A 24,102-nucleotide genomic window follows, 5' to 3' on the forward strand; every position below is an offset into this window, starting at 1 on the left:
CCTTGTGGTTTGGGAAAGGTCGAACGCGGTGGTTACTTGAGTATAGGTGCCGTCACTCGGGCTGCTGTTCGGCCTCGGCCTGATCCAGCGCCTCGACGATCTCTGCCCAGATTTCCCGGCAGAAAAACCACACCCAGGTGGCGTTCAGCACGCGGTCAATATGGCGCCGCCACCAGCTGTCGCGGCGGGCTTGCAGGGATTGCTCGATCTCCTCGTGCAGCCAGGTTTCGTCGAAGCCGGTCCAGATCGGCGGTACTGGCGTCATGATGTTGCTGTAGCAGGCGGGGGCGACTTCGCTGTAGAAGATTTCTTTCAGCAGCTCGCGGTCAAAGCCAACGAGGTGGCGGGCGATCCAGAGGTATTCGATGTGGGTGTCGACGAACGCATCGGACATCGCCACTTGCACCTGGCGGCGCTGCTGCGGCGTCATTTGAGGCGCAGGTGCAGCAGCGGGTAGGGGTTGCCCTGGCCATCGCGGGCCGAGCGGCCTACTTGTTCGAAGCCTTGCTTGAGATAAAAGCCGACGGCCTGGGGATTTTGCTCGTTGACGTCGACTTCGCGCACGGCCAGTTCGCTGATTACTTGCCTGAGCAAGGCCTTGCCGACGCCCTGGCCGCGCGATTGAGGATCGACGAAAAGCATTTCCAGCTTGCCTTTGCTGACCCCGGCAAAGCCGCGGATCTGGCCCTGGTTGTCGTGCCAGGCACGCAGCTCGACAGCGGGCAGGTAGTCGTTGAGGATCAGCGGGCGCAGCTGGTCGACGTAGCCTTCGGGCAGAAAGTCATGGGTGGCGCGTACCGAGGCTTCCCAGACGGCAGTCAGGGTCGGGTACTGGTCGGGGTCTACCGGGGTGATCCTTTCGTTCATCAGCATGCTCATCTATGTGTAGGAGCGGGCTTGACCCGCGATAACGTCCTGTCTGCCACATCGTATCGCGGGGCAAGGCCCGCTCCTACACCAGACCGCTGTTCCCGGTGAAAATCCTCAATCATCCAGGTCGAGCTTGGCCTCGATATGGTCCAGATGCTCATGCATCAACGCCAACGCGGCCTCGCCATTGCCGTCCTCCAGCGCATCGATAATCGCCGCGTGTTCCTGCCAGGCACAATGGCTGCACGGCCGTGCTTCGTACTGGGCAATGATCAGCGAGGTTTGCGGTACCAGGCCGTTGAGAAAACGCGCTAACGGCACGTTGTCGGCCATTTCCGCAAGTTTCAGGTGAAACTCGCCACCCAGGCGAATCGCCGTGCAGCGCTGACCTTGCTCATGGTGCTGACGCTCGCGGGCCACCAGCTCGCGCAGTTGGCGGATCTTCGCCGGTCGTGAACGTTTGGCCGCCAGGCTGATCAGGGTGGTTTCGGCCAGGCGCCGGGCGCTGAGGATCTGCCGCGCATGCTGTGGGTCGGGTGCGGCCAGGCGCGCGGTGTGGCTTGGGCGCTGGACGATCACCTGTTGATCCGACAGGCGCCCGAGCACCCGGCGGATTACCGTGCGGCTGACCCCGAAGGCATCGCCAAGCGCTTGTTCGGTCAAGGCGCTGCCAGGGGCCAGGCGCTGTTCGAGGATGGCATCGAACAGGCGCGGGTAGATCTGCTCGGCCGACAATCGGCGCTCACCCTGGGCGAGCAGCGAGGGCAGGGCGGTGTCATGGGCGTGGGCGCTGGCGTTCATGGTCGCACTCCTGGGGTCAGTTGCCCGGATGATCGTCCGGGATGTTCAGTTCGATACCCATGCGCCGGCCTTCCTGGAGGATATGGTGGCGCATCTGCGCGCTGGCCTGGGCGCTGTTCTTGTTGCGGATGGCGCGCACCACCGCTTCGTTTTCCTCAAGTCTTGCCGCCAGATGCTCGGGCGAATTGCGCAGCACTGCGGCGCTTTGCTTGAGGGCATTGCTGGTCTGTTGCACCACACTCTGGAAGATCGGGTTGGCGGTCAGGGTGAACAGCTCTTCGTGGAAGGCGATGTAGGCGTTGACCCCGGCTTCGCTGTCTTCGGCCTCAAGCGCTTCGCGCATGTCCATAAGGGTCAGGCGCAGCTGGCCGATTTCCTTACTGCTGATCGACTGTGCCACCAGGCCGACGATGAAGGGTTCGAGGGTGTAGCGCAGTTGCAGCACGTCTTCCAGGCTGGCCTCGGCGACACCGCTCTGGGGCATGGCGGTTTCTGCCGCATCGGCGTCCAGCACCAGCACGCCCTTGCCTGGCATCGAACGCACCAGGCCGAGGGTCTCGAGCACGGTCACCGCTTCACGCAGGCTCGGTCGGCTGATGCCCAGTTGTTCGGCCAGTTCACGCTGGCCCGGAAGCATGTCACCGGAACGCCACTGGCCGCGGGCCAGGGCCTGGCGGAGTTTTTCCACCACTGAGTTCACTACTGTCGATGAAGTAATCATTGTTCACTCCATGAGAACACTTGCATGGTTTGCTCCTGTGGCCGGCAGTGGGGCTGCCGGCCCTATTGCTCAGAACTCTTGTTGATGGGCATTCGGGGTCTTGCGCTGGGCAAAGCCGAAGCCCTGCTTACCCGACAGCACATTGTTGGCCCGCTCCATGTCGATATCGCCTTCCCAGCGGCCGATGGCGACGGTGGCCACGCAGTTGCCGATCAGGTTGGTCAGCGCCCGGCCGATGCCCATGAACCAGTCCACCGCCAGCACCAGCACCAGGCCGACCACCGGGATCGCCGGGATGGCAGTCAGGGTCGCGGCCAGGATTACCAGGGCGGAGCCGGGGATGCCGTGGGCGCCCTTGGAGGTGATCAGCGACACCAGCAGAATGGTCAGCAGGTCGGTCATGGCCAGCGGTGTGCCGGTGGCGTTGGCGATGAACACGATCGCCAGGGTCAGGTAGATCGAGAAACCGTCGAGGTTGAACGAGTAACCGGTAGGAATCACCAGGCCTACCGTCGAGCTGCCGATGCCCAGGTGCTCGAGCTTGCGCATGATCTGCGGCAGCACGGCGTCGGAAGAAGCGGTGCCGAGGACGATGGTCAGCTCTTCGCGCAGGTACTTGATGAACGGCAGGATCTTCAGCCCCGACAGGCGCATCACGGTGCCCAGGATCAGCAGCACGAAGCCGGTGCAGGTCAGGTAGAACAAGGCGACCAGGCCGCCCAGGTGCTGCAGCGATTCCAGGCCATATTTGCTGGTGGTGAAGGCAATGGCGCCGAATACGCCGATGGGTGCCAGGCGCACGATCATGCCCATGATGCGAAAGATGATATGGCTCAGTTCGTTGATCAGCCGCGAGATGCCCGAGGCCGCTTCACCCACCAGGTTCAGGGCGCTGCCGAACAGTACCGAAAACAGCAAGACCTGGAGGATGTTGTTGTCGGCAAAGGCACCGACCACCGAGGTCGGAATCAGGTCCATGAGGAACGCGGCAGTGCCGTGGATGTGCTGGCCGCGTTCGGCCAGGTTGCTGGCTTCGCTGCTGGCCAGTTGGTCCAGGTGAATGTTGGCGCCGCTGCCGATGCCGGAGGTAAAGGCGAATACCAGGCCGATCACCAGGGCGATGGTGGTCAGGATTTCGAAGTAGATCACCGATTTCAGGCCGATGCGCCCGACCTTTTTCAGGTCGCCGGCACCGGAGATGCCGCTGACCACCACGCAGAACACGATCAGCCCGATCAACATCTTGATCAGCTTGATGAAGCCGTCACCGAGGGGTTTGAGTTGCAGGGAAACTTCAGGAAAGCTCAGGCCGCAGGCTATGCCTAGCACAAGGCCCAACACCACTTGGAGGAAGATCGAACGCGAGCACCATTTGAGCATGGGAGGGATCTCTGGTCGGTGTCCCTGCTTCGATGCCACGAGGGGCGAAAGAGCGGAGGACTTAATTATTGTGGTCTTACCGGTATGTCCAGTGCGGGGTCAGTGTAGGCGCGAATTTTTCAGCTTTGCAAGGGGTTTTCGGTCTAAAGGGCAAGAATTGACTTTACCGGTCTGACCAGTTGAGGTGCAATGCGCGGGCAGAAAAAAGCGGCAGGTTCAGCCTGCCGCTTTTTCCGTGTTGCCGGGACTAAGGCTTGGACAAGGCCAGGTCTACCGCCGCAATCAGCTTGCCCAGGTCCTGGCGTGGGGCCTTGTGAATGACACCAAAGAGGTAGGCACGTTGCTCGTCTTCGTCGTCCTGCTCGGCGAAGAAGGCTTTGAGTTTGATGCCCAGTACCTCGGCAAAGGTCAGCAGGGCTTCCACGCTGGGAGTGTAGGTGCCGGTTTCGAAGCGACTGATGGTCTTGGGGTCAAAACCGGTTTTCTCGCCAAGTTCAGCCTGAGTGAGCCCGGCTACCTTGCGGTAACGTCTGATGGCCGAACCCAAACTTGAAATTGTCATCGCTTAATTCCCATTTAGAATCAAGAACTTAACGATATCTATCCGCAAGAGACAACGCCACAATTCATCACCTTTGTTTGCATAATGTGATGTAATTCGTAGAATTGATCGTTTGGACAGGTCAAAAGCCATCGAGTTTCAACCGGGGTGAGCCAGCTGAGACTCTTCAGCAAAGCACCCCGGCAGAAGGCTGATCTCGGTGTTGGACGAATGGTTTGTGCGCTGCACAGGACAACCTGGCAGACCACTGCAAATGGAGTTTTATCGTGCGTCTCAACATGCCGGTCACCTCGGTCGAACAGACTTTCGGCGAGGATCAGCGGCTTATTTCCGCCACCGACATCGCCAGCAACATCACCTACTGCAATGCCGAATTCGCCGCCATGAGCGGATTCAGCCAGGCCGAGTTGATCGGTAGCCCGCACAACCTGGTCCGCCACCCGGACATGCCGCCGGCGGTGTTTGCCCTGATGTGGCAGTACCTCAAGGCCGGCCAGAGCTGGATGGGGATCGTCAAGAACCGCTGCAAGAACGGCAACTTCTACTGGGTCAGCGCTTATGTCACGCCAATACTCGAAGACGGCCGCCTGGTCGGCTACGAGTCGGTGCGGGTCAAGCCGAGCCGCGAGCAGGTGCGCCGCGCCGAAGTACTCTATGCGCGGTTGCGTGAAGGCAAGCCGGCGGTCTCGGCCGGGCGCCGTCTGGCCCAGTTGAGCCAGGTGATGAGCCTGCCCCTGGCTGCCGGCGCGCTGGCAGTGGCGGCCAACCAGGCGCTGCCGGGCTGGCCGGGCCAGGGCATCACCCTTGGCCTGTTCGCGATGATCGGCCTTTGGGCCCATAACCGGTTGGGCCGCCAACTCGGGCAGATCGTGGCGTGCTCGAACAACACCTTTGCCGATCAGATCAGCGCCCTGACCTACAGCGATCAACTGGGCCCGGCGGCGCAGTTGCAGATGATCCTGATCAGCGAAGAAGCGCGCCTCAAAACCGCGCTCACCCGCCTGAGCGACCTGGCCACGCAGATGGCCGAAGCCGCCAGCGATTCCAGTCGCCTGTCCAGCAGCACCGAAACCGCGTTGCTTGAACAGCGCGCCGAAACCGACATGACCGCCACCGCCATGACGCAAATGGCCGCGTCCATCGGCGAGGTGGCCGAGCATGTGCAGCAGACCGCAGTCCAGGCACAGACCGCCAACCAACTGGCCGAGCAGGGCAGCCAGGTCGCCGGCACCAGCCGCGAGGCCATCCAGTTACTGGCCAATACTGTCAGCCAGATCAACCAGGCGGTCACCCACCTGGCCGGGCAGACCCAGGACATCATGCTCGCCGCTGAAGTGATCCGCGCGATTGCCGAACAGACCAACCTGCTGGCACTTAACGCCGCCATTGAAGCGGCCCGCGCCGGCGAGCAGGGTCGTGGCTTTGCCGTGGTCGCCGATGAGGTTCGCGCCCTGGCGGCCAAGACCCGGCATTCGACCGTGCAGATCCAGGGTATCATCGAGAACCTGCGCAGCGGCGCCGACGAAGCGGTGAGCATCGCCAGCCTCGGCATCCACGAGGCCGAGCAGGGCGTGGCCCAGGTGCTGGAGGCGCAGCGCGCCTTGCAGGGCATTCGTGCCGCCGTCGAGCGCATCAGCGACATGAGCCAGCAGATGGCTGCCGCCTCGCAAGAACAATCCTCGGTGGCCGAAGAAGTCTCCGAGCAGATCAACAACGTTGCCAGCACGGTGCAGGCCACCGCGCGCAACGCCAATGCCGCGGCCAGCCGCGGCACCGAGCTGGAAAGCATTTCTTCGGGCCTGCGGGCCCTGGTCGAGCGTTTCAATCGCTAACCACCAGGGTGCAGAGGAATTCATGGACGATAACTACCGCGCGGCTGTCGATGCCGCCGCGATCTTTTCCGAAACCGACCTCAGTGGCCGGATCACTTACGTCAACGAGCAGTTCTGCAGCATCTCCGGCTACAGCCGCGAGGAACTGCTGGGGGCCAATCACCGGATCCTCAACTCCGGCCTGCACGGCCCGGAATTCTTTATTGGCATGTGGCGCGCGCTGGTCGCCGGGCGGGTGTGGAAGGGCGAGATATGCAACCGGGCCAAGGACGGTTCGTTGTACTGGGTCGACAGCACCATGGTGCCGTTGATTGATCCGGCCACTGGCAAGGTGCGCAAGTTCGTCTCGATCCGCTTCGACGTCACCGAGAAACGCCAGCTGCTGCACACCCTGCAATGGCGGGTGGGCCACGATGTGCTCACCGGTCTGCCCAATCGTGCCTATCTGTCCGACCTGCTCAACCAGGCCCTGGAGTTCTCGCGCAACGAGGACATTCCGCTGGCCGTGTGCATGCTCGATCTGGATGGCTTCAAGGCGGTCAACGACGGTTACGGTCATGCCAGTGGCGATCTGCTGCTGGTCGAAGTGGCCACGCGCCTCAAGGGCATCCTGCGCGGTGGTGATGCCGTGGCGCGGTTGTCGGGCGACGAGTTCGTGCTGATTTTGCGCCATGTGCAGAACCCGGCGCATTTGCAGGCGGCGCTCGACCGGGTGCTGACCGCGATAGCCGCGCCTTACCAGATCCGCGACCAGGAGATTCGCGTCAGCGCCAGTATCGGCGTGACCCTGTTCCCCCAGGACAACGAAGACACCGACACCCTGGTGCGCCACGCCGACCAGGCGCTGTACGTGGCCAAGCAGAGCGGGCGCAATCGCTTCCACCTGTTCGACGTGTCGCTGGACCAGGAGGTCAAGGCTACCCACCAGACCGTGGCGCGCCTGCGCCAGGCCCTGCACAAGGGTGAGCTGTGCCTGCACTACCAACCCAAGGTCAACATGCACAGCGGCGCGGTCATCGGCTTCGAAGCGTTGCTGCGCTGGCACCATCCAAGCAAGGGGTTGGTCATGCCCGGCGATTTTCTGCCGCAGGTCGAGCAGACCGACCTGATCGTCGAGATCGGCGAATGGGTCATCGATCAGGCCATGAGCCAGATGCAGCGTTGGCAGGCGCTGGGTCACCAGTGGCCGGTCAGCGTCAATATCGCCGCCCGCCATGTGCAGCGTGATGACTTTGTCGAACGCCTGAAGTTGTTGCTGGGCCGTCATCCGGATGTAGCCCCGGCCATGCTCGACCTGGAAATCGTCGAGTCGGTCGCCATTGAAAACATCCAGCGCGTCAGCCAGTGCCTGGAGGCCTGCCAGCGCCTGGGCGTGCAGTTCTCCCTGGATGATTTCGGCACCGGCTATTCGTCGCTCAGCTACCTCAAGCGCCTGCCGACGCGGACCATCAAGATCGACAAATCCTTCGTCCGCGACATCCTCCACGACCAGGACGACCTGGCCCTGACCCGCGCCGTGATCGGCCTGGCCCGGGCCTTTGGCCGCCAGGTGATCGCCGAGGGCCTGGAGACGGTCGAGCATGGACAATTGCTCATGGGCCTGGGTTGCGACGTCGCCCAGGGCTACTGCATCGCCCGGCCGATGCCGGCTGAGCAGGTGATCGACTGGGTTGCCGATTACCAGCAACCCCTGCAGTGGCAAATCCAGTAGGGGCGGGCCTTCTGTGGGAGCTGGCTTGCCAGCGATCGAGCGCGCAGCGGTCGCACGCCAGGCGACGCCGGGCTCACTAGTACCTCCCCAGCTGTACCAAGCCGGCGCCGATCATCAGCCAGATGCCGCCTACAAGCGTCAACCAGCAAGACACCTTCATTCGGCGCTGCAGGTAGGTAGGAAGCTCGTGAATTTCTTCCACTTCAAGGACCCTCCTGCCAATGCCGGTGCTCGGCCAAGCTAGCGCGCCACTGATAGATGCAACCACCAGGGTGCGTGACATAACGCCCCTGCGTCCCCATAGCTGAATTTGTTGCTCCAGCCCGCGATTGTTCTGCAGCGCTGTACACATAACCTCGAAATGTCGTGAGCAGGCGATATGCACGTCGATGGCAACGCCGGATAACGCGATAACGAAAGGCGCCAGGCCGAATCCGATCTGGGCGTTCAGGGGCCAGGTATTGATATCTATCATCGCTGTGCCTCATAGATGCATTCAGGCAAAGAGGCCCGGAACCTAGCACTGACAATCTCGACCTGGCGCACCGCTGGGCGGAATCGGAAACATCCCACAAATATCTATGCGCTGCCCCTGTGGGAGCGGGCCTTGCCCCGCGATCGAGCGCGCAGCGGTCGCAATCCAGGCGACGCCGGATCGCGTTATTTACGCATTCTTTATGCCCGCCCCAGGCTCTCGATCTCGCCCCTTTACAGCCCCTCTACCGACAATGACCGTCAGCGGCACGTGCCGTAAGGACGGAGAGTTTTCATGAGCATTCTGGACGGGGTGTCACTGCTGTTGGCAGTGGCCTTGATGATCTACCTGCTGGTCGCGCTGCTGCGCGCCGATCGGGGTTAGGAGCGACCATGCACAGTTACGATTACGCGTTGCTGCTGGCGTTCTTTGCGCTGGTACTGCTCCCGGCACCCTTGCTCGGGCGTTTCTTTTTCAAGGTAATGGAGGGCCAGCGCACCTGGCTGTCGCCGCTGCTCGGGCCGGTCGAGCGTGGCTGCTACCGGCTGGCCGGGGTCGACGCCAGCAAGGAACAGAGCTGGCAGCAGTACACCCTGGCCTTGCTGGCCTTCAACCTCGCCGGTTTCGTGCTGGTGTTCGCCGTGCTGCTGTTGCAGGGCTACCTGCCGCTCAACCCGCAGCAGCTGGCGGGGCAGGAGTGGTCGCTGGCGTTCAACACCGCGGTGAGCTTTGTCACCAACACCAACTGGCAGTCCTATAGCGGCGAAGCCTCGGTCAGCTACCTGAGCCAGATGCTCGGCCTGACCGTGCAGAACTTCGTCAGCGCCGCCACCGGCCTCGCCGTACTGGTTGCCTTGTGCCGCGGCATCGCCCGCCGTTCCGCCAGGACCCTGGGAAATTTCTGGGTCGACATGACCCGTGCCACCCTCTACGGCCTGCTACCGCTGTGCCTGCTGCTGGCCTTGTTGCTGGTATGGCAGGGTGTACCGCAAACCTTCGCCGATTACGTGCATGCCCTGACCCTGCAAGGCGCCGACCAGACCATCCCGCTCGGCCCGGCCGCCAGCCAGATCGCGATCAAGCAATTGGGCACCAACGGCGGTGGCTTTTTCGGTGTCAACTCGGCGCACCCGTTCGAGAACCCGACGGCCTGGAGCAACCTGTTCGAGGTGGCCTCGATCATCCTCATTCCGGTGGCCCTGGTGTTTACCTTCGGCCATTACGTCAAGGACATGCGCCAGAGCCGGGCAATCATCGCCGGCATGCTCGCGCTGTTCTTGATCGGCGGCGGCACCGCGCTGTGGAGCGAGCACCAGGCCAACCCGACGCTGAACAGCCCGCTGGTTGAGCAGACCGCGCCGCTGGAAGGCAAGGAAAGCCGCTTTGGCACCACCGCCAGCGTGCTCTGGACGGTGACCACCACCGCCGCCTCCAACGGCTCGGTGAACAACATGCACGACAGCCTCAACCCGCTCAGCGGTATGGTCGCGCTGGTCAACATGATGGTTGGCGAGGTGATTTTTGGCGGCGTCGGTGCCGGGCTCTACGGCATGCTGCTGAACGTGCTGATCGCGGTGTTCCTCGCCGGTCTGATGATCGGCCGCACCCCGGAATACCTGGGCAAGAAACTGCAGGCGCGGGAAGTGCAGTTGCTGGTGGCCACCTTGCTGGTGATGCCGGTCGGCGTGCTGGTGCTCGGCGCCCTGGCGGCCAGCCTGCCAGGCCCGGCAGCAGCGATCAGCAACCCCGGTGCCCATGGCTTCAGCCAGCTGCTGTACGCCTACACCTCGGCCAGCGCCAACAACGGTTCGGCCTTCGCCGGCCTCGGTGCCAACACCACCTTCCACAACGTGATGATCGGCCTGGGCATGCTGATCGGCCGCTTCGGCTACATCCTGCCGGTGCTGGCCCTGGCCGGTAGCCTGGCGCTGAAAAAATCCGCACCGGTGGGGCAGAACAGCTTCCCGACCCACGGCCCGCTGTTCGTCACCTTGCTGGTGGTGACCATCCTGCTGGTCGGTGGCCTGACCTTCCTGCCGGCCCTGGCCCTGGGGCCGGTGACCGAATACCTGAGCCTGGGCTTGTGAGGAACAACTGATGAACATGCCGATTCCTGAAGTAAAGGCGCAGGCCCCCGAGGCTGCGCGCACCACCTTTGCTGCTCTGTGGCGCCCGGCGCTGGTGCAGGCCTTCGTCAAGCTCGACCCGCGTCAGCTCAAGCGCTCGCCGGTGATGCTGGTGGTGGAACTGACCGCGATTTTCACCACCTTGCTGTGTTTGCTGCCCGATAGCCGCGTGCCGACCGGCGTGGCGGTGCAGATCGCCCTGTGGTTGTGGTTCACCGTGCTGTTTGCCAACTTCGCCGAAGCCCTCGCCGAGGGCCGTGGCAAGGCCCGCGCCGACAGCCTCAAGGCCGGCAGCCAGGGCCTCAGTGCCCGTCGGCGCACGGCCTCGGGCAGCTTCGAGATTGTCCCGGCCACCAGCCTGCGCAAGGGCGATGTGGTCAAGGTCTCGGCCGGGGAGATGATCCCTGGCGACGGCGAGGTGCTCGAAGGCATCGCGGCGGTCAACGAGGCGGCGATTACCGGTGAGTCTGCGCCGGTGATCCGCGAGTCCGGCGGTGATCGTTCGGCGGTCACCGGCAACACCCGGCTGGTGTCCGACTGGCTGCTGATCAGCATCACCAGCAACCCCGGCGAGTCGACCCTGGACCGCATGATCGCCCTGGTCGAAGGCGCCAAACGGCAGAAAACGCCCAACGAGATCGCCCTGGACATCCTGCTGATCGGCCTGACCCTGATCTTCCTGGTGGTCGTGGTGACCCTGCAGCCGTTCGCCCATTTTGCCGGTGGCAGCATCCCGCTGGTGTTCCTCGTGGCACTGCTGGTCACGCTGATTCCGACCACCATCGGCGGCCTCCTGTCGGCCATCGGTATTGCCGGCATGGACCGCCTGGTACGCCTTAACGTGATTGCCCGTTCCGGCCGTGCGGTAGAAGCCGCAGGCGATGTGCATGTGCTGATGCTCGACAAGACCGGCACCATCACCTTCGGCAACCGCCGCTGCAGCGCCCTGCATGCGGCACCGGGCGTCACTGCGCGGGAGCTGGGCGAGGGCGCCTTGCTGGCGTCGCTGGCCGACGATACCGCCGAAGGCAAGTCGATCGTTGAATACCTGCGCCAGTTGCATGACTTCAACGAACCGGCGGCCGACCAGTTCACACCGGTAGCCTTCAGCGCCGAAACCCGGCTGTCCGGCATCGACTATCAGCAGCGTCGCTACCGCAAGGGCGCGGTGGATTCGGTGCTGGCTTTCGTCGCCATGCAGCGCCTGGAAATGCCAGTGCCGCTGGCCCGGGAAGTGGACAAGATCGCCCAGAGCGGCGGCACGCCGTTACTGGTGTGCGTCGACAAGCGCCTGCTGGGGGTTATCCACCTCAAGGACGTGGTCAAGCCGGGCATCCGCGAGCGCTTTGCCGAGCTGCGCAAGCTGGGCATCCGCACGGTGATGGTCACCGGTGACAACCCACTGACTGCCGCCGCCATTGCCGCTGAAGCCGGGGTCGACGACGTGCTCGCCGAAGCCACCCCGGAGAAGAAGCTGGCGCGCATTCGCCAGGAGCAGAATGACGGCCGGTTGGTAGCCATGTGCGGCGATGGTGCCAACGACGCCCCGGCGCTGGCCCAGGCCGATGTCGGCATGGCCATGAACGACGGTACCCAGGCAGCCCGCGAGGCGGCCAACATGGTCGACCTGGACAGCGACCCGACCAAGCTGCTGGATGTGGTCCAGGTCGGCAAGGAGCTGCTGGTAACCCGTGGCGCGCTGACCACCTTCTCGATTGCCAACGACGTGGCCAAGTATTTTGCCATCCTCCCGGCGCTGTTCGCGGCGATCTACCCGCAACTGGGCGTGCTCAACCTGATGCACCTGAGCAGCCCGCAAAGCGCGATCCTTTCGGCGATCGTCTTCAACGCCCTGATCATCGTTGTGCTGATCCCGCTGGCCCTGCGCGGAGTACGGGTGCAGGCCGCCAGCGCCGCCCACCTGCTGCGCCGCAACCTGCTGATTTACGGCCTGGGCGGGCTGATCGTGCCGTTCGCCGGGATCAAGCTGATCGACCTGTTGCTCACCGCCCTGAAGCTGGTCTGAACCAAGGAGATGACCATGACTACCCATATCCGTCCGGCCCTGAGCCTGATCCTGTTGATGACCCTGATCACCGGCGCGGTGTACCCGCTGGTGGTCACCGGCATCGCCCAAGTGGCCTTCCCCGAGCAGGCCAATGGCAGCCTGCTGCGCGACGACCAGGGCCAGGTGCGTGGCTCGCAGTTGATCGCGCAACGCTTCGAGGGCGAGGGCTGGTTTCAGTCGCGGCCTTCGGCGGGCGACTACGCCACGGTATCGAGCAGCGCCAGCAACCTGGCGCCGAGCAACCCGGCGCTGGCCGAGCGGGTCACCAACAGCGCCGCGCAGTTGTACATCGAAGCACAAGGGCCGGTGCCGCTGGCCTTGCTGACCACCTCCGGCAGCGGCCTTGACCCGCACCTGTCGCCAGCCGCGGTGGCCTACCAGCTGCCGCGGGTGGCAGCGGCGCGCCAGGTTGCGCCCGAGGCCTTGCAAGTACTGGTCGAGCAGTCCACCCTGCACCCCTTGATCGGCCCGCCGGTGGTCAATGTATTGGCCCTGAACAGCGCCCTTGAGCGGCTGTCGCCGGCGTCGAAATAAGGACAGGCAGTGAGCATGAGCAATTCCGAACGCGCTGATGCGTTGTTGGCCGGGCTGCCGCGCGAAGGGCGCGGCCGGCTCAAGGTATTTCTGGGCGCGGCACCTGGGGTGGGCAAGACCTACGCCATGCTCCAGGCCGCCCATGCCCAGCTGCGCCAGGGGGTGACGCTGCTGGCGGCGGTGGTCGAGACGCACGGGCGCAGCGAAACCGAAGCGCTGCTCGGCGGTTTGCCCCAGCAGCCCCTGCTGCGCAGCGACTATCGCGGCATGCTGCTGGAAGAAATGGACCTTGACGGCCTGCTCAAGGCCCGCCCGCAATTGGTGCTGGTCGACGAGCTGGCCCACAGCAACGCCCCAGGCAGTCGTCATGCCAAGCGCTGGCAGGACGTCCAGGAACTGCTCGCCGCTGGCATCGACGTCTACACCACGGTCAACGTCCAGCACCTGGAAAGCCTCAACGACCAGGTGCGTGGCATCACCGGCGTGCAGGTACGCGAAACCCTGCCGGACTGGGTGCTGCAGGAAGCCTTCGAACTGGTGCTGATCGACCTGCCACCGCGCGAGCTGCTCGAACGCCTGCGCGAAGGCAAGGTGTACGTGCCGGAGCAGGCCCGGGCGGCGATCGATGCGTTTTTCTCCCAAACCAACCTTACTGCCTTGCGAGAGCTGGCCATGCAGACGGCCGCGGCCCAGGTCGATGCCGACCTGGCCCACGGCTACCGCCAGCTCGGCCAGGACGCTCCGGCCTTGCGCGGGCGTTTGCTGGTCGGCGTCGATGGCGATGCCCAGGCCGAACGACTGGTACGCCACGCCAGCCGGGTGGCGCAGCGGCGGCATCTGCCCTGGACCCTGGTGCACGTGGACAACGGCCGGCTGCGCGACGAAACCGCGCGCCAGCGCTTGCAGGCGGCCCAGCAACTGGCTGAGCGCCTGGGCGGCGAAGTGGTGCTGCTGCGTGCTGGCGAGGTGGCCAAAACCCTGATCCAGCATGCCCTGGAACGGCGCGCCAGCCTGGTGTTGGTCGGCCAGTCGCGCGATCGCCTGCGCCGGCGCCTGTTCGGCGCCGGGGTGGCGACGCGCTTGCTGCGTGACGCCCATGGCCTGGAAATCAACGTGCTCGACCGCGACACCCAGCCCGAGCCGCCGAGCGCGGCGGTGAAAAAGGTCTGGGTGTGGCGCCATTACCTGTTGGCCCTGGCCGCCACGATGCTGGCGTCCGGCCTGGCCTGGGCGGTGGCCGGCGTGCTGGCTTTGCCGAACATCTCCCTGGTGTTTCTCGCCGCCGTGCTGCTGGTGGCGGTGCGCAGCAGCCTGGGCCCGGCACTGGCCTGTGCGGTGATGTCGTTCCTGGCCTACGATTTTTTGTTCATCCCGCCGACTTTCTCGTTCAGCATCCAGCGTGAAGAGGACGTACTGACTTCGCTGTTCTTCCTGTTGATGGCAGCGCTCACCGGTAACCTTGCTGCGCGCCAGCGTCGGCAGTTGCAGGCCCTGCGCGAAACCCAGGAGCAGACCAGCCAGTTGCTCGAACTGTCGCGCAAGCTCACCGCTGCCACCGACCGCCAGGCGGTGTTCACCGCCGCCGGCCAGCATCTGGATGGCTGGCAGGACCTGCAGGTGTGCCTGCTTGAGCGCGACGCCGAGGGCCGTCTGCAGGTGGCCAGTGGCGGCAACCTGCAGTTGAGCGACAACGAACGCGCCGCTGCCGACTGGGCCTGGCAGCATGACCAGGCGGCTGGCCTGGGCAGCGATACCTTGCCCAATGGCCGTTGGTGGTGGTGGCCGCTGTCGGTAGATGACGCGTGCCTGGCGCTGCTCGGTGTGCGCCCGCGCAAGGACGAGCAACTGACCGCCCAGCATTGCCGCCTGCTCAAGGCCCTGAGCCAGCCGCTGGCCCAGGCCCTGGCCCGGGCGCGGTTGGCCGAGCAGCTCGAATCGGCACGCCTGCATGGCGAAACCGAACAGTTGCGCAGCGCCTTGCTGGCCTCGGTGTCCCACGACTTGCGCACGCCACTGACTGCCATGCGCGGCAGCATCGACAGCCTGCTGGCCCTCGGTGAGGCGATCCCCAAGGCTGACCGTCAGGAGCTGCTCGAAGGCACCCGCAATGAAGCCGAGCGTCTGGACCGCTACATCCAGAACCTGCTCGACATGACCCGCCTGGGCCATGGCGGGCTGAAACTGGCGCGCGACTGGGTGGCGCCCACCGATATCGTCGGCAGCGCCCTGAACCGCCTGCGGGTGGTGCTGGCGCCGTTGCAACTGCGCACCGAGGTGCCGGCCGACTTGCCGCTGTTGTTCGTTCACGCCGCGTTGATCGAGCAGGCGCTGATCAATGTGCTGGAGAACGCTGCACGTTTTTCTCCGGCCGCTGGGCGGCTGGAGCTTCAGGTCAGCACTGAGGGCGAGTTGTTGTGTTTTGCCGTCAGCGATGAAGGGCCGGGCATTCCCGAGGCCGACCGCGAGCGCATTTTCGACATGTTCTACACCGCTGCGCGCGGTGACCGGGGCGGGCAGGGCACGGGGCTGGGCCTGGCGATCTGCCAGGGCATGATCGGCGCCCACGGCGGGCACATCCGGGTGGCCGACGGTATCGATGGCAAGGGCACCTGCATCACTTTATGCTTGCCGCTGCCGACCCAACCCGAGCCTGAAAGCGAAGCCCCATGAGCCAGAGCGCGACCCTGCTGGTCATCGATGACGAACCGCAAATCCGCAAGTTCCTGCGTATCAGCCTGAGCTCTCAGGGCTACAAGGTGGTGGAAGCTGGCACCGGCGCCGAGGGCCTGACCCAGGCGGCGTTGGCGCGCCCCGACCTGGTGGTGCTCGACCTCGGCCTGCCGGACATGGACGGCCAGCAGGTGCTGCGTGAGCTGCGTGAGTGGAGCGCGGTGCCGGTGCTGGTGCTGTCGGTGCGGGCCAGTGAAATCCAGAAGGTCGAGGCGCTGGACAACGGTGCCAACGACTATGTGACCAAGCCCTTCGGCATTCAGGAATTCCTTGCCCGGGTGCGTGCCTTGCTGCGCCAGGCGCCGCAGGCTTCCACCACCGCCTCGGCCTTGAGCTTCGGGCCCTTGACCGTCGACCTGGCGTTTCGCCGGGTGACTCTGGACGGCATCGAGGTGGCGCTGACTCGCAAGGAGTATGCCTTGCTGGCGCAACTGGCCAGCCATCCGGGGCGGGTGATCACCCAGCAGCAACTGCTCAAGGATATCTGGGGGCCGACCCATGTCGATGACAGTCATTACCTGCGTATCGTCGTCGCCCATGTGCGGCAGAAGCTCGGCGATGACCCGACGGCGCCGCGGTTTATCGTTACCGAACCCGGGGTCGGCTATCGGTTGATCGGGCCGGAACAGGGCTGAGGGCTGGAGTTGAATTTTGCTGGCCTCATCGCTGGCAAGCCAGCTCCCACGAGGTCCGGTGTGCACTTTACCTGTAGGAGCGGGCTTGCCCCGCGATGCTGTTAGCCGTCAACGCCGCTCCGCCTCATAGTTGTCCAGGGTATCCCGGGCAATCTCCCGCCCCAGGGCAATCAGCTCCGGCGCTTTGTAGAACTCGAAGAACCGGCATACCCGCTTGGGCACGTTGATCAGTACATCTGGCGGGTACCCGGCAATCTTGTACTGCGCCAGTGATGTCTGCATCACCTCGAAGCTCTGGTTGATCAAGTCCAGCAGCGACGCCGGCCCGACGTTGTCGATGATGAACGAGCCAGTGGCCGATTTTGGCGCGCCTTCAATCTCCGGGGCTGCCGCCGGTTGCTGGGCTTCGGGGTCGGCGGCATCGCTGAGCCAGGGGTTGGGAATCTGCGCTGCCTCGGGTTGCAGCTCCTGCTCGATGCGCATCAGTTGCTCGGCCGGTTTGCGCCGGAACGGCAAGTGCGAGCCCAGGGAGTTGATCAGGTTGTCAAAGCGCAGCTTGAACGCCGCCGGGCGTTCGATCACCGGCAGTTGATACTGCTTCTGGTTGGTCGAGTTGAGGTTCACGGCAATGATCAGGTCGCAGTGGCTGGACACCACCGGGATGATCGGCAAGGGGTTGAGGATACCGCCATCGACCAGCATGCGGTTGCCTTGCACCACCGGGGTGAACAGGCTCGGTATCGCTGCCGAGGCGCGCATGGCCTGGTGCAGGCAGCCCTCCTGGAACCAGATTTCCTGTTGGTTGGTGAGGTCGGTGGCCACCGCCGTGTAGGGGATGCGCAGGTCTTCGATATTGACCTCGCCGACAATCTTGCGGATCTGCCCGAAGACCTTCTCGCCCCGAATCGCCCCGAGGCGAAAGCTCACATCGACCAGGCGCAGCACGTCCAGGTAGTCCAGACTCTCGATCCAGTTGCGGTACTCATCGAGCTTGCCGGCGGCATAGATGCCACCAATCACCGCGCCCATGGAGCAGCCGGCAATACAGGCGATGTCGTAGCCTCTGCGCTCGATTTCTTCGATCACACCAATGTGTGCGTAGCCCCGGGCCCCGCCTGAACCCAGAACCAGTGCGACGCGTTTTTTCATGATGCTTCCCCGGTGTTCTGCTTCCATGGTCTAACAATGCGCCCAATTGTGTCTGTGCTTCAATCGTCGCTGGCGCTGCGCTACGCTGAACAGGGCACTTTTCTCGCTGTTTACCGTCGAAGTCGCCACCCTGAACTTTTTTTTTTGAGGTATTGCCGATGAAAGCCTGGATTTGCCTGCCCCTGATTGCCCTGGTCCTGACCGGTTGCGCTGGCAAGACAGCCTACCGCGACAGCTGCGCCAATCAGCTGGACTCGGCCTGGAAAGAGCTCGACCTGGCCAAGGCCGAAGGTTTCGCCGGTACCGTCAGTTACTCCAAGGCGCTGTCGCTGTTGACCGGGGCCAAGACCCAGCAGCAGTTCGAAGCGTTCGAGGGCTGCAGCAAGAAGGCCGAGAAGGCCCGTTTCTACATTCGTGAATCCCGCGCCGGGCGCTGATACAGGAGTAGACCATGTCGTCGGCCATGCTCGACCACGTCATTGCCCAGGTACTGAGCCTGCAGGTGCGCCTGCTGGCCTGCCAGGCGCGCCTGGCCGCCGATACCGACGGCGAGGCGCTGCACGACCTGCGCATCGGCGTGCGGCGCTTGCGCAGCCTGCTGCGGCCGCTGCGTGAATTGCCCGGAGTCGAGCAGCTGGAAGCGGCTGCCCAGGCGCTGGGTAGCCTGACCACGCCAATGCGCGACCGTGAGGTACTGGCCGCGCAGTTGCTCGAACGCCGCCAGACGGTCGCGGCGCATACGCGCCTGGCCCATCGCGCGCAGACCTTCGCCAGCGTCGCCGCCAGTGCCGAACTGGCGCGCCTGCTGGCAATCGTCGACGCCTTCCCGGTGTTTCTGCGCGCGGCGCAGCGCCAGGGCTTGATCCGCCGGCTGCAACAGCGCATCGACAAACGCCTGGAAAAGCAGTGGAAGCAGCTACGCCAGGCCCTCGACGATCCTGCCCACGACCGTCATCGCCTGCGCCTGCTGATCAAGCGGGTGCGCTACGCGGCTGAAGCCTACCCGCAACTGCAGCACTCCAACCCACGCCTGCAAAAGGCCCTCAGGCGTGCCCAGGGCGATCTGGGCAACTGGCACGACCTGCTGCAGTGGCTGCTGCAAGCCGAGCAGCAAAGCGACCTGGCCCCGTGTGTCAGCCATTGGCAAATGCAACTGACCAAGGCCGAACAATGCGCCGATGCCACCCTCGATCGCCTGCAGGAGCAGCTTGCGCAGCGATAGCCCGCTGAAATGGCCGAAATGCGTGCTGTAGACCACTTGCTGGCTGGTTAAGATCAGTTTCTTTTCAAATCGCTGAGGTCGGCATGAACTTCTCACAATTGCTCACGGCGGTCCGCCAGCATCCCCAGGCCGTGACCATTGATTCAAGCTGGGCCCAGGGTCGCGCCTGTTTTGGCGGGCTGATGGCTGCCTTGCTGTATGAGGCCATGCTGGCCAAGACCTCGCCGGGGCGTCCGGTGCGCTCCCTGGCCATCACCTTTGTCGGACCGGCCGAACCTGAGGTGCCGATCAGTTTCGAAGTGGAACTGCTGCGCGAGGGCAAGGCCGTCAGCTCGCTGCTCGGGCGCGCCCTGCAGAACGGCCAGGTGGTTACCCTGATGCAGGGCAGCTTTGGCAGCGGCCGCGATTCGATGATCGATGTGCCGGCCTTGCCGGCGGTAGAGATGAAGCCGCTTGAGCAATCGAGCACAGAGCTTCCGTACATCAAGGGGGTGACCCCGGAGTTCATGCGCCATGTGTCCCTGCGCTGGGCCATCGGCGGCATTCCGTTCAGCAATAACAAGTCCCGGGACATGGGCGGCTGGGTACGTTTTCGCGACAGCGAACGTGAAGAGCCGGTCAGTGAAGCGCACTTGCTGGCGCTGGTTGACGCCTGGCCCCCGACCTTGCTTTCGCACCTGAACAAACCGGCGTCCGGCAGCACCTTGACCTGGACCATCGAATTCATCCAGCCGGTGCCGAGCCTGACCACCCTGGACTGGTGCCGCTACCACGTCGAAACCGAACATGCCCGAGATGGTTACGGGCATGCGGCGGCCGCGCTGTGGAGCGACAAGGGCGAGTTGCTGGCGCTCAGCCGCCAGACCGTGACCGTGTTCGGCTGAGACGGCTCAATGGCGGTGCCGGTCGCGCCAGGCGCGCCACCAGGCACCGCTGAGTACAAAGCGCGGGAACGTGACGAACTGCTCGACCAGCAGGCGGCCAATGGCATCCTTGCGGTTGGCGAACGGCTCGGGTTGTTCGGCTTCCAGGCGGTGACCCTGGCGTTGCAGGCCGAGCCCGGCGATCAGGGCGATGATGCCAACGGCCAGTTGCCCCAGGTCCAGCGAGAACAACCCCGAAAGCACCAGCAATACGCCGAGGATGAACAACGGCACGGCAATCAGGTGCAGCACCAGGTTGGTCGGGTTGCGGTGGTTGTGGTGGTAGCCACGCCATTGCCAGGCGGGCAGGTTGGGCAGGCGTTTGCTCATGGAAATTTTCCTCAGGGGCTTGCCTGAAGAATAGTGCGGCCCCGGTGAAGGGGCCAATCGATGGCGGCTATGACGCCTATAGCTTGAGCTGGCCGATGGCCTTGTTCAGTTCGCCGGCCAGGGTCGCCAGTTCGCTGCTGGTGGTGGCCGAGTCGACGGTTTGCTGCACGGTCTCTTCGGTTACGTCGCGGATACTTACCACTGCCCGGTTCATTTCTTCGGCCACCTGGCTCTGTTGCTCGGCGGCCACGGCAATCTGCGTGTTGCTTTCACGCATCTGCGCCACCGCGCTGGTGATTTCTGCCAGCGCGGCACCGGCTTCCTGGGCCTGCTGTACGCAGTCGTCAGCCTTGAACGAGCTTTCCTGCATGAAATCCACGGCGTCGCGGGTACCGGCCTGCAGCGCCGAGACCATGGTGGTGATTTCGTCGGTGGAAGCCTGCACCCGTTTGGCCAGGTTGCGTACTTCGTCGGCGACCACCGCAAAACCACGGCCCAGATCGCCGGCGCGGGCGGCCTCGATGGCGGCGTTGAGGGCCAGCAGGTTGGTCTGTTCGGCAATGCTGTGAATCACCCCGACCACGCCGTTGATCTTCTGGCTGTCGTCGGCCAGCTGGCGGATCATTTCGGCGGTCTGTTGTACGCCGCTGGACAGCCCGGCGATCGAGGTCTGTACCCGGCTGACCACTTCCTGGCCGCTGCCAGCCAGGGTGTCGGCGCTCTGCGACAGGTCGCGGGTGGCGCCGGCGTGCTGGGCGATGTGATAGACCGTGGCGGTCATTTCGTTGATGGCGGTGGCGGCCTGATCGGTTTCGCTCTGTTGGCCAAGCATGCCGTGACGCACGTCGTTCATGCTCGCGGCCAGGCGCGCGGCGCCGGAATCCAGTTGTGCGGCGGTGCGCGCGACGGTGTTGACCACCCGGTGGTAGGTGGTTTGCATGGCGTTGAAGGCACTGGCCATCTGTCCGACTTCATCACCACAGGCCAGGGGTACGCGGGCCGACAGGTCGCCGGTTTTTTCCACGTGCAGCATTACGTCCTTGAGGGTGTTGAGCTGGCTGAGCAGAAAGCGGATGAGCAGTTGCGAGGCGCAAAGCATCGCCAGCATCAGGATCAGCACGCACACGGCGTAGTTGGTGAAGCGGTCGGTGAACACCTGGACCAGGCTGGGGGAGGGGGCGAGCACGGCGATCTGCTGGTTATCACGGCTGATGACCTGGGCACCGGTCAGCGGATCGCGGCCCAGCAACGGCAAGCCTTCGAGCTCGACCCAGCCCTGGGCCGTGGCCAGCGTATCGAGGCTTTGTCCTTCGAATTGCGGCGCCTGGCCGGGGCTGTAAGTCAGCCACAGCGCATTGTTCGGCAGGGCTTGCCCGGCGGGCCAGGCCGCCAGCAACTGCGCCTCGGCCTGGGCTTTGCTTTGTGCACTCTGGGCCCGGGCCTGTTGCTCCAGATGCACGGCATACAGCACCAGGAACAGCGTGGTGACGAAGGCGACCGCGTTCACGGCCCAGAACTTGTACTTCAGGGAGATATTGCTAAGCCAGGCACCCATGGTAGGTCTTCTCTGATTGAGCGGAAACATTGTTGGCAAGGTGCCATCATTGTGCCGACTCGATCATCAAGACGTTTTGATATGCGTCAAATAATCGCGGGCAGGTTAAAGAAGGCGCGGGCGCTGGCGGTGCTGTGGGCAGCCAGTTGCTCAGGGCTTTCGCCGCGGTGCAGGGCTACTTCGCGCAGCACTTCAGTGAGAAAGGCCGGTTCGTTGCGCCCGCTTTTCGGCTTGGGCCGCAGGCTGCGCGGCAGCAGGTACGGCGCGTCGCTTTCGAGCATCAGGCGGCCCTGGGGGATGCTGCTGACCAGCGGGTGCAGGTGGGTGCCGCGTCGTTCGTCGCAGATCCAGCCAGTGATGCCGATGTGCAGGTCCAGGTCGAGGTAGCCGAACAGCGCCGCGCGCTCGCCGGTAAAGCAGTGCACTACCGCTGCTGGCAGGCGATCGCGAAACTCCTTGAGGATCGCCAGCAGGCGTTCGCTGGCGTCACGCTCGTGCAGGAACACCGGCATCTGCAGCTCCACGGCCAGGGCCAGCTGTTCTTCCAGCGCCTTTTCCTGCTGCGGGCGCGGCGAGAAATCACGGTTGAAGTCCAGCCCGCATTCACCCACGGCCTGCACCCGCGGCTGCCCAAGCAGCGCGCGCAACTGGCGGCTGCTGTCGGCGCTCCAGCTGCTGGCGTCATGGGGATGAACACCGGCGGTGCTGAACAGGCGCTGGGCGCTTTCATCGAGCTGCTGGCACAGCTCAAGGGCCTGTTCGCTACCCTCAAGGCTGGTGCCGGTGACCATCATCTGTACCACCCCGGCAGCCACGGCGCGTTCGAGAATCGCCTGATGTTTGTCGGCAAAACTTGGGTTGGTCAGATTGACGCCGATGTCGATGAGTTGCATGGTGCTACCTCAGGCCGGGGGCCGGCCAGCATAACAAAGCTCGGCGAAAATCGATAAAGCCAAGAACTTCAACGAGTTGTCGTGGTCTTTTGCGGTCAATTGTCATGGAACGACTGCAGACTATGGCGCCAACCCCACACGCGCGGACCTTGCAACGGATGACCCGAGCGCTGTTTTTGTTGATCGTGCTGAGCCTCTCGCTGCTGCCTGCAGGGCCGGCCAGTGCGCGTCTGGCCGGGCCGCAACAGGCGGTGCCCAAGACCCAGGCGCGCGACCTGGCGCAGATCCGCAGCAGCCGGGTATTGAAGGTGCTGGTCAATCAGAGCCGCAACAGCTCCGGTGAAGTCAAGGGCGAGCCGGTGGGCGTCGAGTACCATCGTCTGCGAGCCTTCGAGCATTACCTCAACGCCCGCGCCCGCGATGGCGAGGAAATCCGCCTGAAGATCATCCCCCGCGCCAAGGAACAACTGCTGGCCGCATTGCAGCGCGGCGAAGCCGACCTGGTGGCGCCGGGTGAACTGGTCGACCCCACCTCTACCCGTGGCCTCAGCGCCAGCGACCCGGTGGTCGACAAGGTGCCCCTGGTGCTGGTCGGGCGCAAGGGCGAGCGCAGCTTCCAGCGCGTCGAGCAGCTGTCCGGGCGCACCCTGGCACTGACCAGCTCAAGTGCCGCCGGCGATACCTTGCATGAGATCAACCAGAAGCTGGCCCTGCGTAAGCTGGCGCCGATCAAGGTCGAGTGGGTCGACCCGACGCTGGCGGTCGAAGATGTGCTGGAGATGGTCCAGGCCGGGATTTTTCATCTGACCGTGGTCGAGCAGCCGATTGCCGAACGCTGGGCCAAGGTCATGCCCAAGCTGCGGGTCGAGCGCAAGCTGCATGTGGCCAGCCCCGAGGCCATGCGCTGGTACGTGCGCCGTGACGCGGTAATGCTGCACGCCAGCGTCGACCGCTTTCTTCAGGGCTACAAGGCGCCGGCCAATCAGGATGCAGCGTTTGAGCGGATCTACCGGCGTCTGTACCGGGTCCACAATCCCCTGGCACGCACTGATCGCAAGCGCCTGGAGGCCTTGCGGCCGGTGCTGCAGCGCCATGCCCGCGAACAGAAGATCGACTGGCTGAACCTGGCTGCGGTGGCCTTCAAGGAGTCCTCCCTTGACCCGACTGCCCGCGGGGCAGGGGGCGCCCACGGGCTGATGCAGATCACCCCCAGCGCCGCTCAGCGGGTGGGGGTGAGCAATATTGCCAATGTCGATGGCAATGTTCAGGCCAGCGCCCGCTACATGGCGCTGATCCGGCGCAAGTTCTTTTCCAGCAACCAGCTTAACGAGCGTGAACGCATGGCGTTCACCCTGGCGGCCTATAACCTGGGCCCGGAGCGGGTTCAGGCGATGCGTGCCGAAGCACGGCGGCGTGGGCTCAATGGCAACCAGTGGTTCTTCCAGACCGAGCGCATCGCCATGGAACAGGTGGGCATGGGGCCGGTGAGCTATGTGAACAGCGTCAACAAGTACTTCCTGGCCTTTGACCGTGAGCGCGCATCCCTGGAGCCGAAAGGGGGTAAAGGTGTGGGGCAAAAATAATC

The 24,102-nt window shown here is 64.2% G+C and carries 23 protein-coding genes; 12 read left to right on the forward strand and 11 right to left on the reverse strand.

The window, feature by feature from the left end:
- Positions 1–52: 52 nt before the first annotated feature.
- From JV241A_RS08465 to JV241A_RS08495, 6 genes are all read right to left on the reverse strand, one after another.
- A complete protein-coding gene (locus tag JV241A_RS08465) occupies positions 53–430 on the reverse strand; it encodes a hypothetical protein (RefSeq protein ID WP_115086152.1) in 378 nt (125 codons plus the stop codon).
- Positions 427–867 carry a GNAT family N-acetyltransferase gene (locus tag JV241A_RS08470; RefSeq protein WP_115086350.1) on the reverse strand — a complete coding sequence of 147 codons (441 nt, stop codon included), beginning with the start codon at positions 865–867 and terminating at the stop codon, positions 427–429. The genes JV241A_RS08465 and JV241A_RS08470 overlap by 4 nt, the downstream gene beginning before the upstream one ends.
- A 117-nt stretch (positions 868–984) precedes the next feature.
- Complete coding sequence (locus tag JV241A_RS08475; protein WP_134061943.1) at positions 985–1,671, reverse strand: GntR family transcriptional regulator; 687 nt, start codon at positions 1,669–1,671, stop codon at positions 985–987.
- 16 nt (positions 1,672–1,687) lie between these two features.
- Complete coding sequence (locus JV241A_RS08480; protein WP_134061945.1) at positions 1,688–2,392, reverse strand: FadR/GntR family transcriptional regulator; 705 nt, start codon at positions 2,390–2,392, stop codon at positions 1,688–1,690.
- Positions 2,393–2,461: 69 nt separating this feature from the next.
- The gene (locus JV241A_RS08485) at positions 2,462–3,772 is read right to left on the reverse strand and encodes a C4-dicarboxylate transporter DctA (protein ID WP_038994418.1); all 1,311 of its coding nucleotides are present in this window, start codon (positions 3,770–3,772) and stop codon (positions 2,462–2,464) included.
- A 247-nt stretch (positions 3,773–4,019) separates the two neighbouring features.
- Positions 4,020–4,334 carry a helix-turn-helix transcriptional regulator gene (locus JV241A_RS08495; RefSeq protein ID WP_115086155.1) on the reverse strand — a complete coding sequence of 105 codons (315 nt, stop codon included), beginning with the start codon at positions 4,332–4,334 and terminating at the stop codon, positions 4,020–4,022.
- Positions 4,335–4,600: 266 nt separating this feature from the next.
- On the opposite strand from JV241A_RS08495, the gene JV241A_RS08500 reads away from it, so the two are divergent.
- Complete coding sequence (locus JV241A_RS08500; RefSeq protein WP_115086156.1) at positions 4,601–6,166, forward strand: PAS domain-containing methyl-accepting chemotaxis protein; 1,566 nt, start codon at positions 4,601–4,603, stop codon at positions 6,164–6,166.
- A gap of 22 nt (positions 6,167–6,188) precedes the next feature.
- The gene (locus tag JV241A_RS08505; protein ID WP_134061947.1) at positions 6,189–7,877 is read left to right on the forward strand and encodes a GGDEF and EAL domain-containing protein; all 1,689 of its coding nucleotides are present in this window, start codon (positions 6,189–6,191) and stop codon (positions 7,875–7,877) included.
- 76 nt (positions 7,878–7,953) lie between these two features.
- On the opposite strand, the gene JV241A_RS08510 is transcribed toward JV241A_RS08505, so the two are convergent.
- A complete protein-coding gene (locus tag JV241A_RS08510; protein ID WP_115086158.1) occupies positions 7,954–8,352 on the reverse strand; it encodes a hypothetical protein in 399 nt (132 codons plus the stop codon).
- 294 nt (positions 8,353–8,646) lie between these two features.
- On the opposite strand from JV241A_RS08510, the gene kdpF reads away from it, so the two are divergent.
- From kdpF to JV241A_RS08540, 6 genes are read left to right on the forward strand one after another with little or no spacing between them, the layout of a single operon-like run.
- Positions 8,647–8,736 (forward strand): K(+)-transporting ATPase subunit F, encoded by a 90-nt coding sequence (kdpF, locus tag JV241A_RS08515; protein WP_036996387.1) that lies wholly within the window; start codon positions 8,647–8,649, stop codon positions 8,734–8,736.
- 8 nt (positions 8,737–8,744) lie between these two features.
- Complete coding sequence (gene kdpA, locus JV241A_RS08520) at positions 8,745–10,439, forward strand: potassium-transporting ATPase subunit KdpA (protein ID WP_134061949.1); 1,695 nt, start codon at positions 8,745–8,747, stop codon at positions 10,437–10,439.
- Between the two features lie 10 nt (positions 10,440–10,449).
- Positions 10,450–12,504 (forward strand): potassium-transporting ATPase subunit KdpB, encoded by a 2,055-nt coding sequence (gene kdpB / locus JV241A_RS08525; RefSeq protein WP_115086160.1) that lies wholly within the window; start codon positions 10,450–10,452, stop codon positions 12,502–12,504.
- A gap of 15 nt (positions 12,505–12,519) precedes the next feature.
- Positions 12,520–13,080 (forward strand): potassium-transporting ATPase subunit KdpC, encoded by a 561-nt coding sequence (gene kdpC, locus JV241A_RS08530; RefSeq protein ID WP_134061951.1) that lies wholly within the window; start codon positions 12,520–12,522, stop codon positions 13,078–13,080.
- 15 nt (positions 13,081–13,095) lie between these two features.
- Positions 13,096–15,750 carry a sensor histidine kinase KdpD gene (locus JV241A_RS08535; protein WP_134061953.1) on the forward strand — a complete coding sequence of 885 codons (2,655 nt, stop codon included), beginning with the start codon at positions 13,096–13,098 and terminating at the stop codon, positions 15,748–15,750.
- A complete protein-coding gene (locus JV241A_RS08540; RefSeq protein ID WP_115086163.1) occupies positions 15,747–16,445 on the forward strand; it encodes a response regulator in 699 nt (232 codons plus the stop codon). The genes JV241A_RS08535 and JV241A_RS08540 overlap by 4 nt, the downstream gene beginning before the upstream one ends.
- Positions 16,446–16,553: 108 nt before the next feature.
- Here JV241A_RS08540 and JV241A_RS08545 read toward each other — a convergent pair whose 3' ends face one another.
- Positions 16,554–17,594, reverse strand: coding sequence for a patatin-like phospholipase family protein (locus tag JV241A_RS08545; RefSeq protein ID WP_115086164.1), 1,041 nt, complete (start codon positions 17,592–17,594; stop codon positions 16,554–16,556).
- A gap of 158 nt (positions 17,595–17,752) precedes the next feature.
- Between JV241A_RS08545 and JV241A_RS08550 the strand changes: the two genes are divergently transcribed.
- The 3 genes from JV241A_RS08550 (at position 17,753) to JV241A_RS08560 (ending at position 19,700) form a co-directional block, all read left to right on the forward strand.
- Positions 17,753–18,031 carry a hypothetical protein gene (locus tag JV241A_RS08550; RefSeq protein ID WP_028941416.1) on the forward strand — a complete coding sequence of 93 codons (279 nt, stop codon included), beginning with the start codon at positions 17,753–17,755 and terminating at the stop codon, positions 18,029–18,031.
- A 14-nt stretch (positions 18,032–18,045) separates the two neighbouring features.
- On the forward strand, positions 18,046–18,816 hold the full coding sequence (locus JV241A_RS08555; RefSeq protein WP_134061955.1) for a CHAD domain-containing protein: 771 nt from the start codon (positions 18,046–18,048) through the stop codon (positions 18,814–18,816).
- 83 nt (positions 18,817–18,899) lie between these two features.
- A complete protein-coding gene (locus JV241A_RS08560; RefSeq protein WP_115086166.1) occupies positions 18,900–19,700 on the forward strand; it encodes a thioesterase family protein in 801 nt (266 codons plus the stop codon).
- A 6-nt stretch (positions 19,701–19,706) separates the two neighbouring features.
- Here the strand turns inward: JV241A_RS08560 and JV241A_RS08565 are convergent, their stop codons facing one another.
- The 3 genes from JV241A_RS08565 to JV241A_RS08575 all read right to left on the reverse strand — a co-directional run bounded on the left by JV241A_RS08565 (position 19,707) and on the right by JV241A_RS08575 (position 22,517).
- Positions 19,707–20,069, reverse strand: a complete 363-nt coding sequence (locus tag JV241A_RS08565) for an Mpo1-like protein (RefSeq protein ID WP_115086167.1) — start codon at positions 20,067–20,069, stop codon at positions 19,707–19,709.
- Positions 20,070–20,145: 76 nt separating this feature from the next.
- Positions 20,146–21,624: a methyl-accepting chemotaxis protein gene (locus JV241A_RS08570; protein ID WP_115086168.1), complete on the reverse strand. Its 1,479-nt coding sequence runs from the start codon at positions 21,622–21,624 to the stop codon at positions 20,146–20,148.
- 86 nt (positions 21,625–21,710) lie between these two features.
- The gene (locus JV241A_RS08575) at positions 21,711–22,517 is read right to left on the reverse strand and encodes a TatD family hydrolase (protein ID WP_115086169.1); all 807 of its coding nucleotides are present in this window, start codon (positions 22,515–22,517) and stop codon (positions 21,711–21,713) included.
- 158 nt (positions 22,518–22,675) lie between these two features.
- On the opposite strand from JV241A_RS08575, the gene JV241A_RS08580 reads away from it, so the two are divergent.
- The gene (locus JV241A_RS08580; protein WP_134062060.1) at positions 22,676–24,100 is read left to right on the forward strand and encodes a transglycosylase SLT domain-containing protein; all 1,425 of its coding nucleotides are present in this window, start codon (positions 22,676–22,678) and stop codon (positions 24,098–24,100) included.
- The last annotated feature ends 2 nt before the right edge of the window (positions 24,101–24,102 follow it).

It is taken from the genome of Pseudomonas sp. JV241A, assembly GCF_900275665.1.
Classification (GTDB): domain Bacteria; phylum Pseudomonadota; class Gammaproteobacteria; order Pseudomonadales; family Pseudomonadaceae; genus Aquipseudomonas; species Aquipseudomonas wadenswilerensis.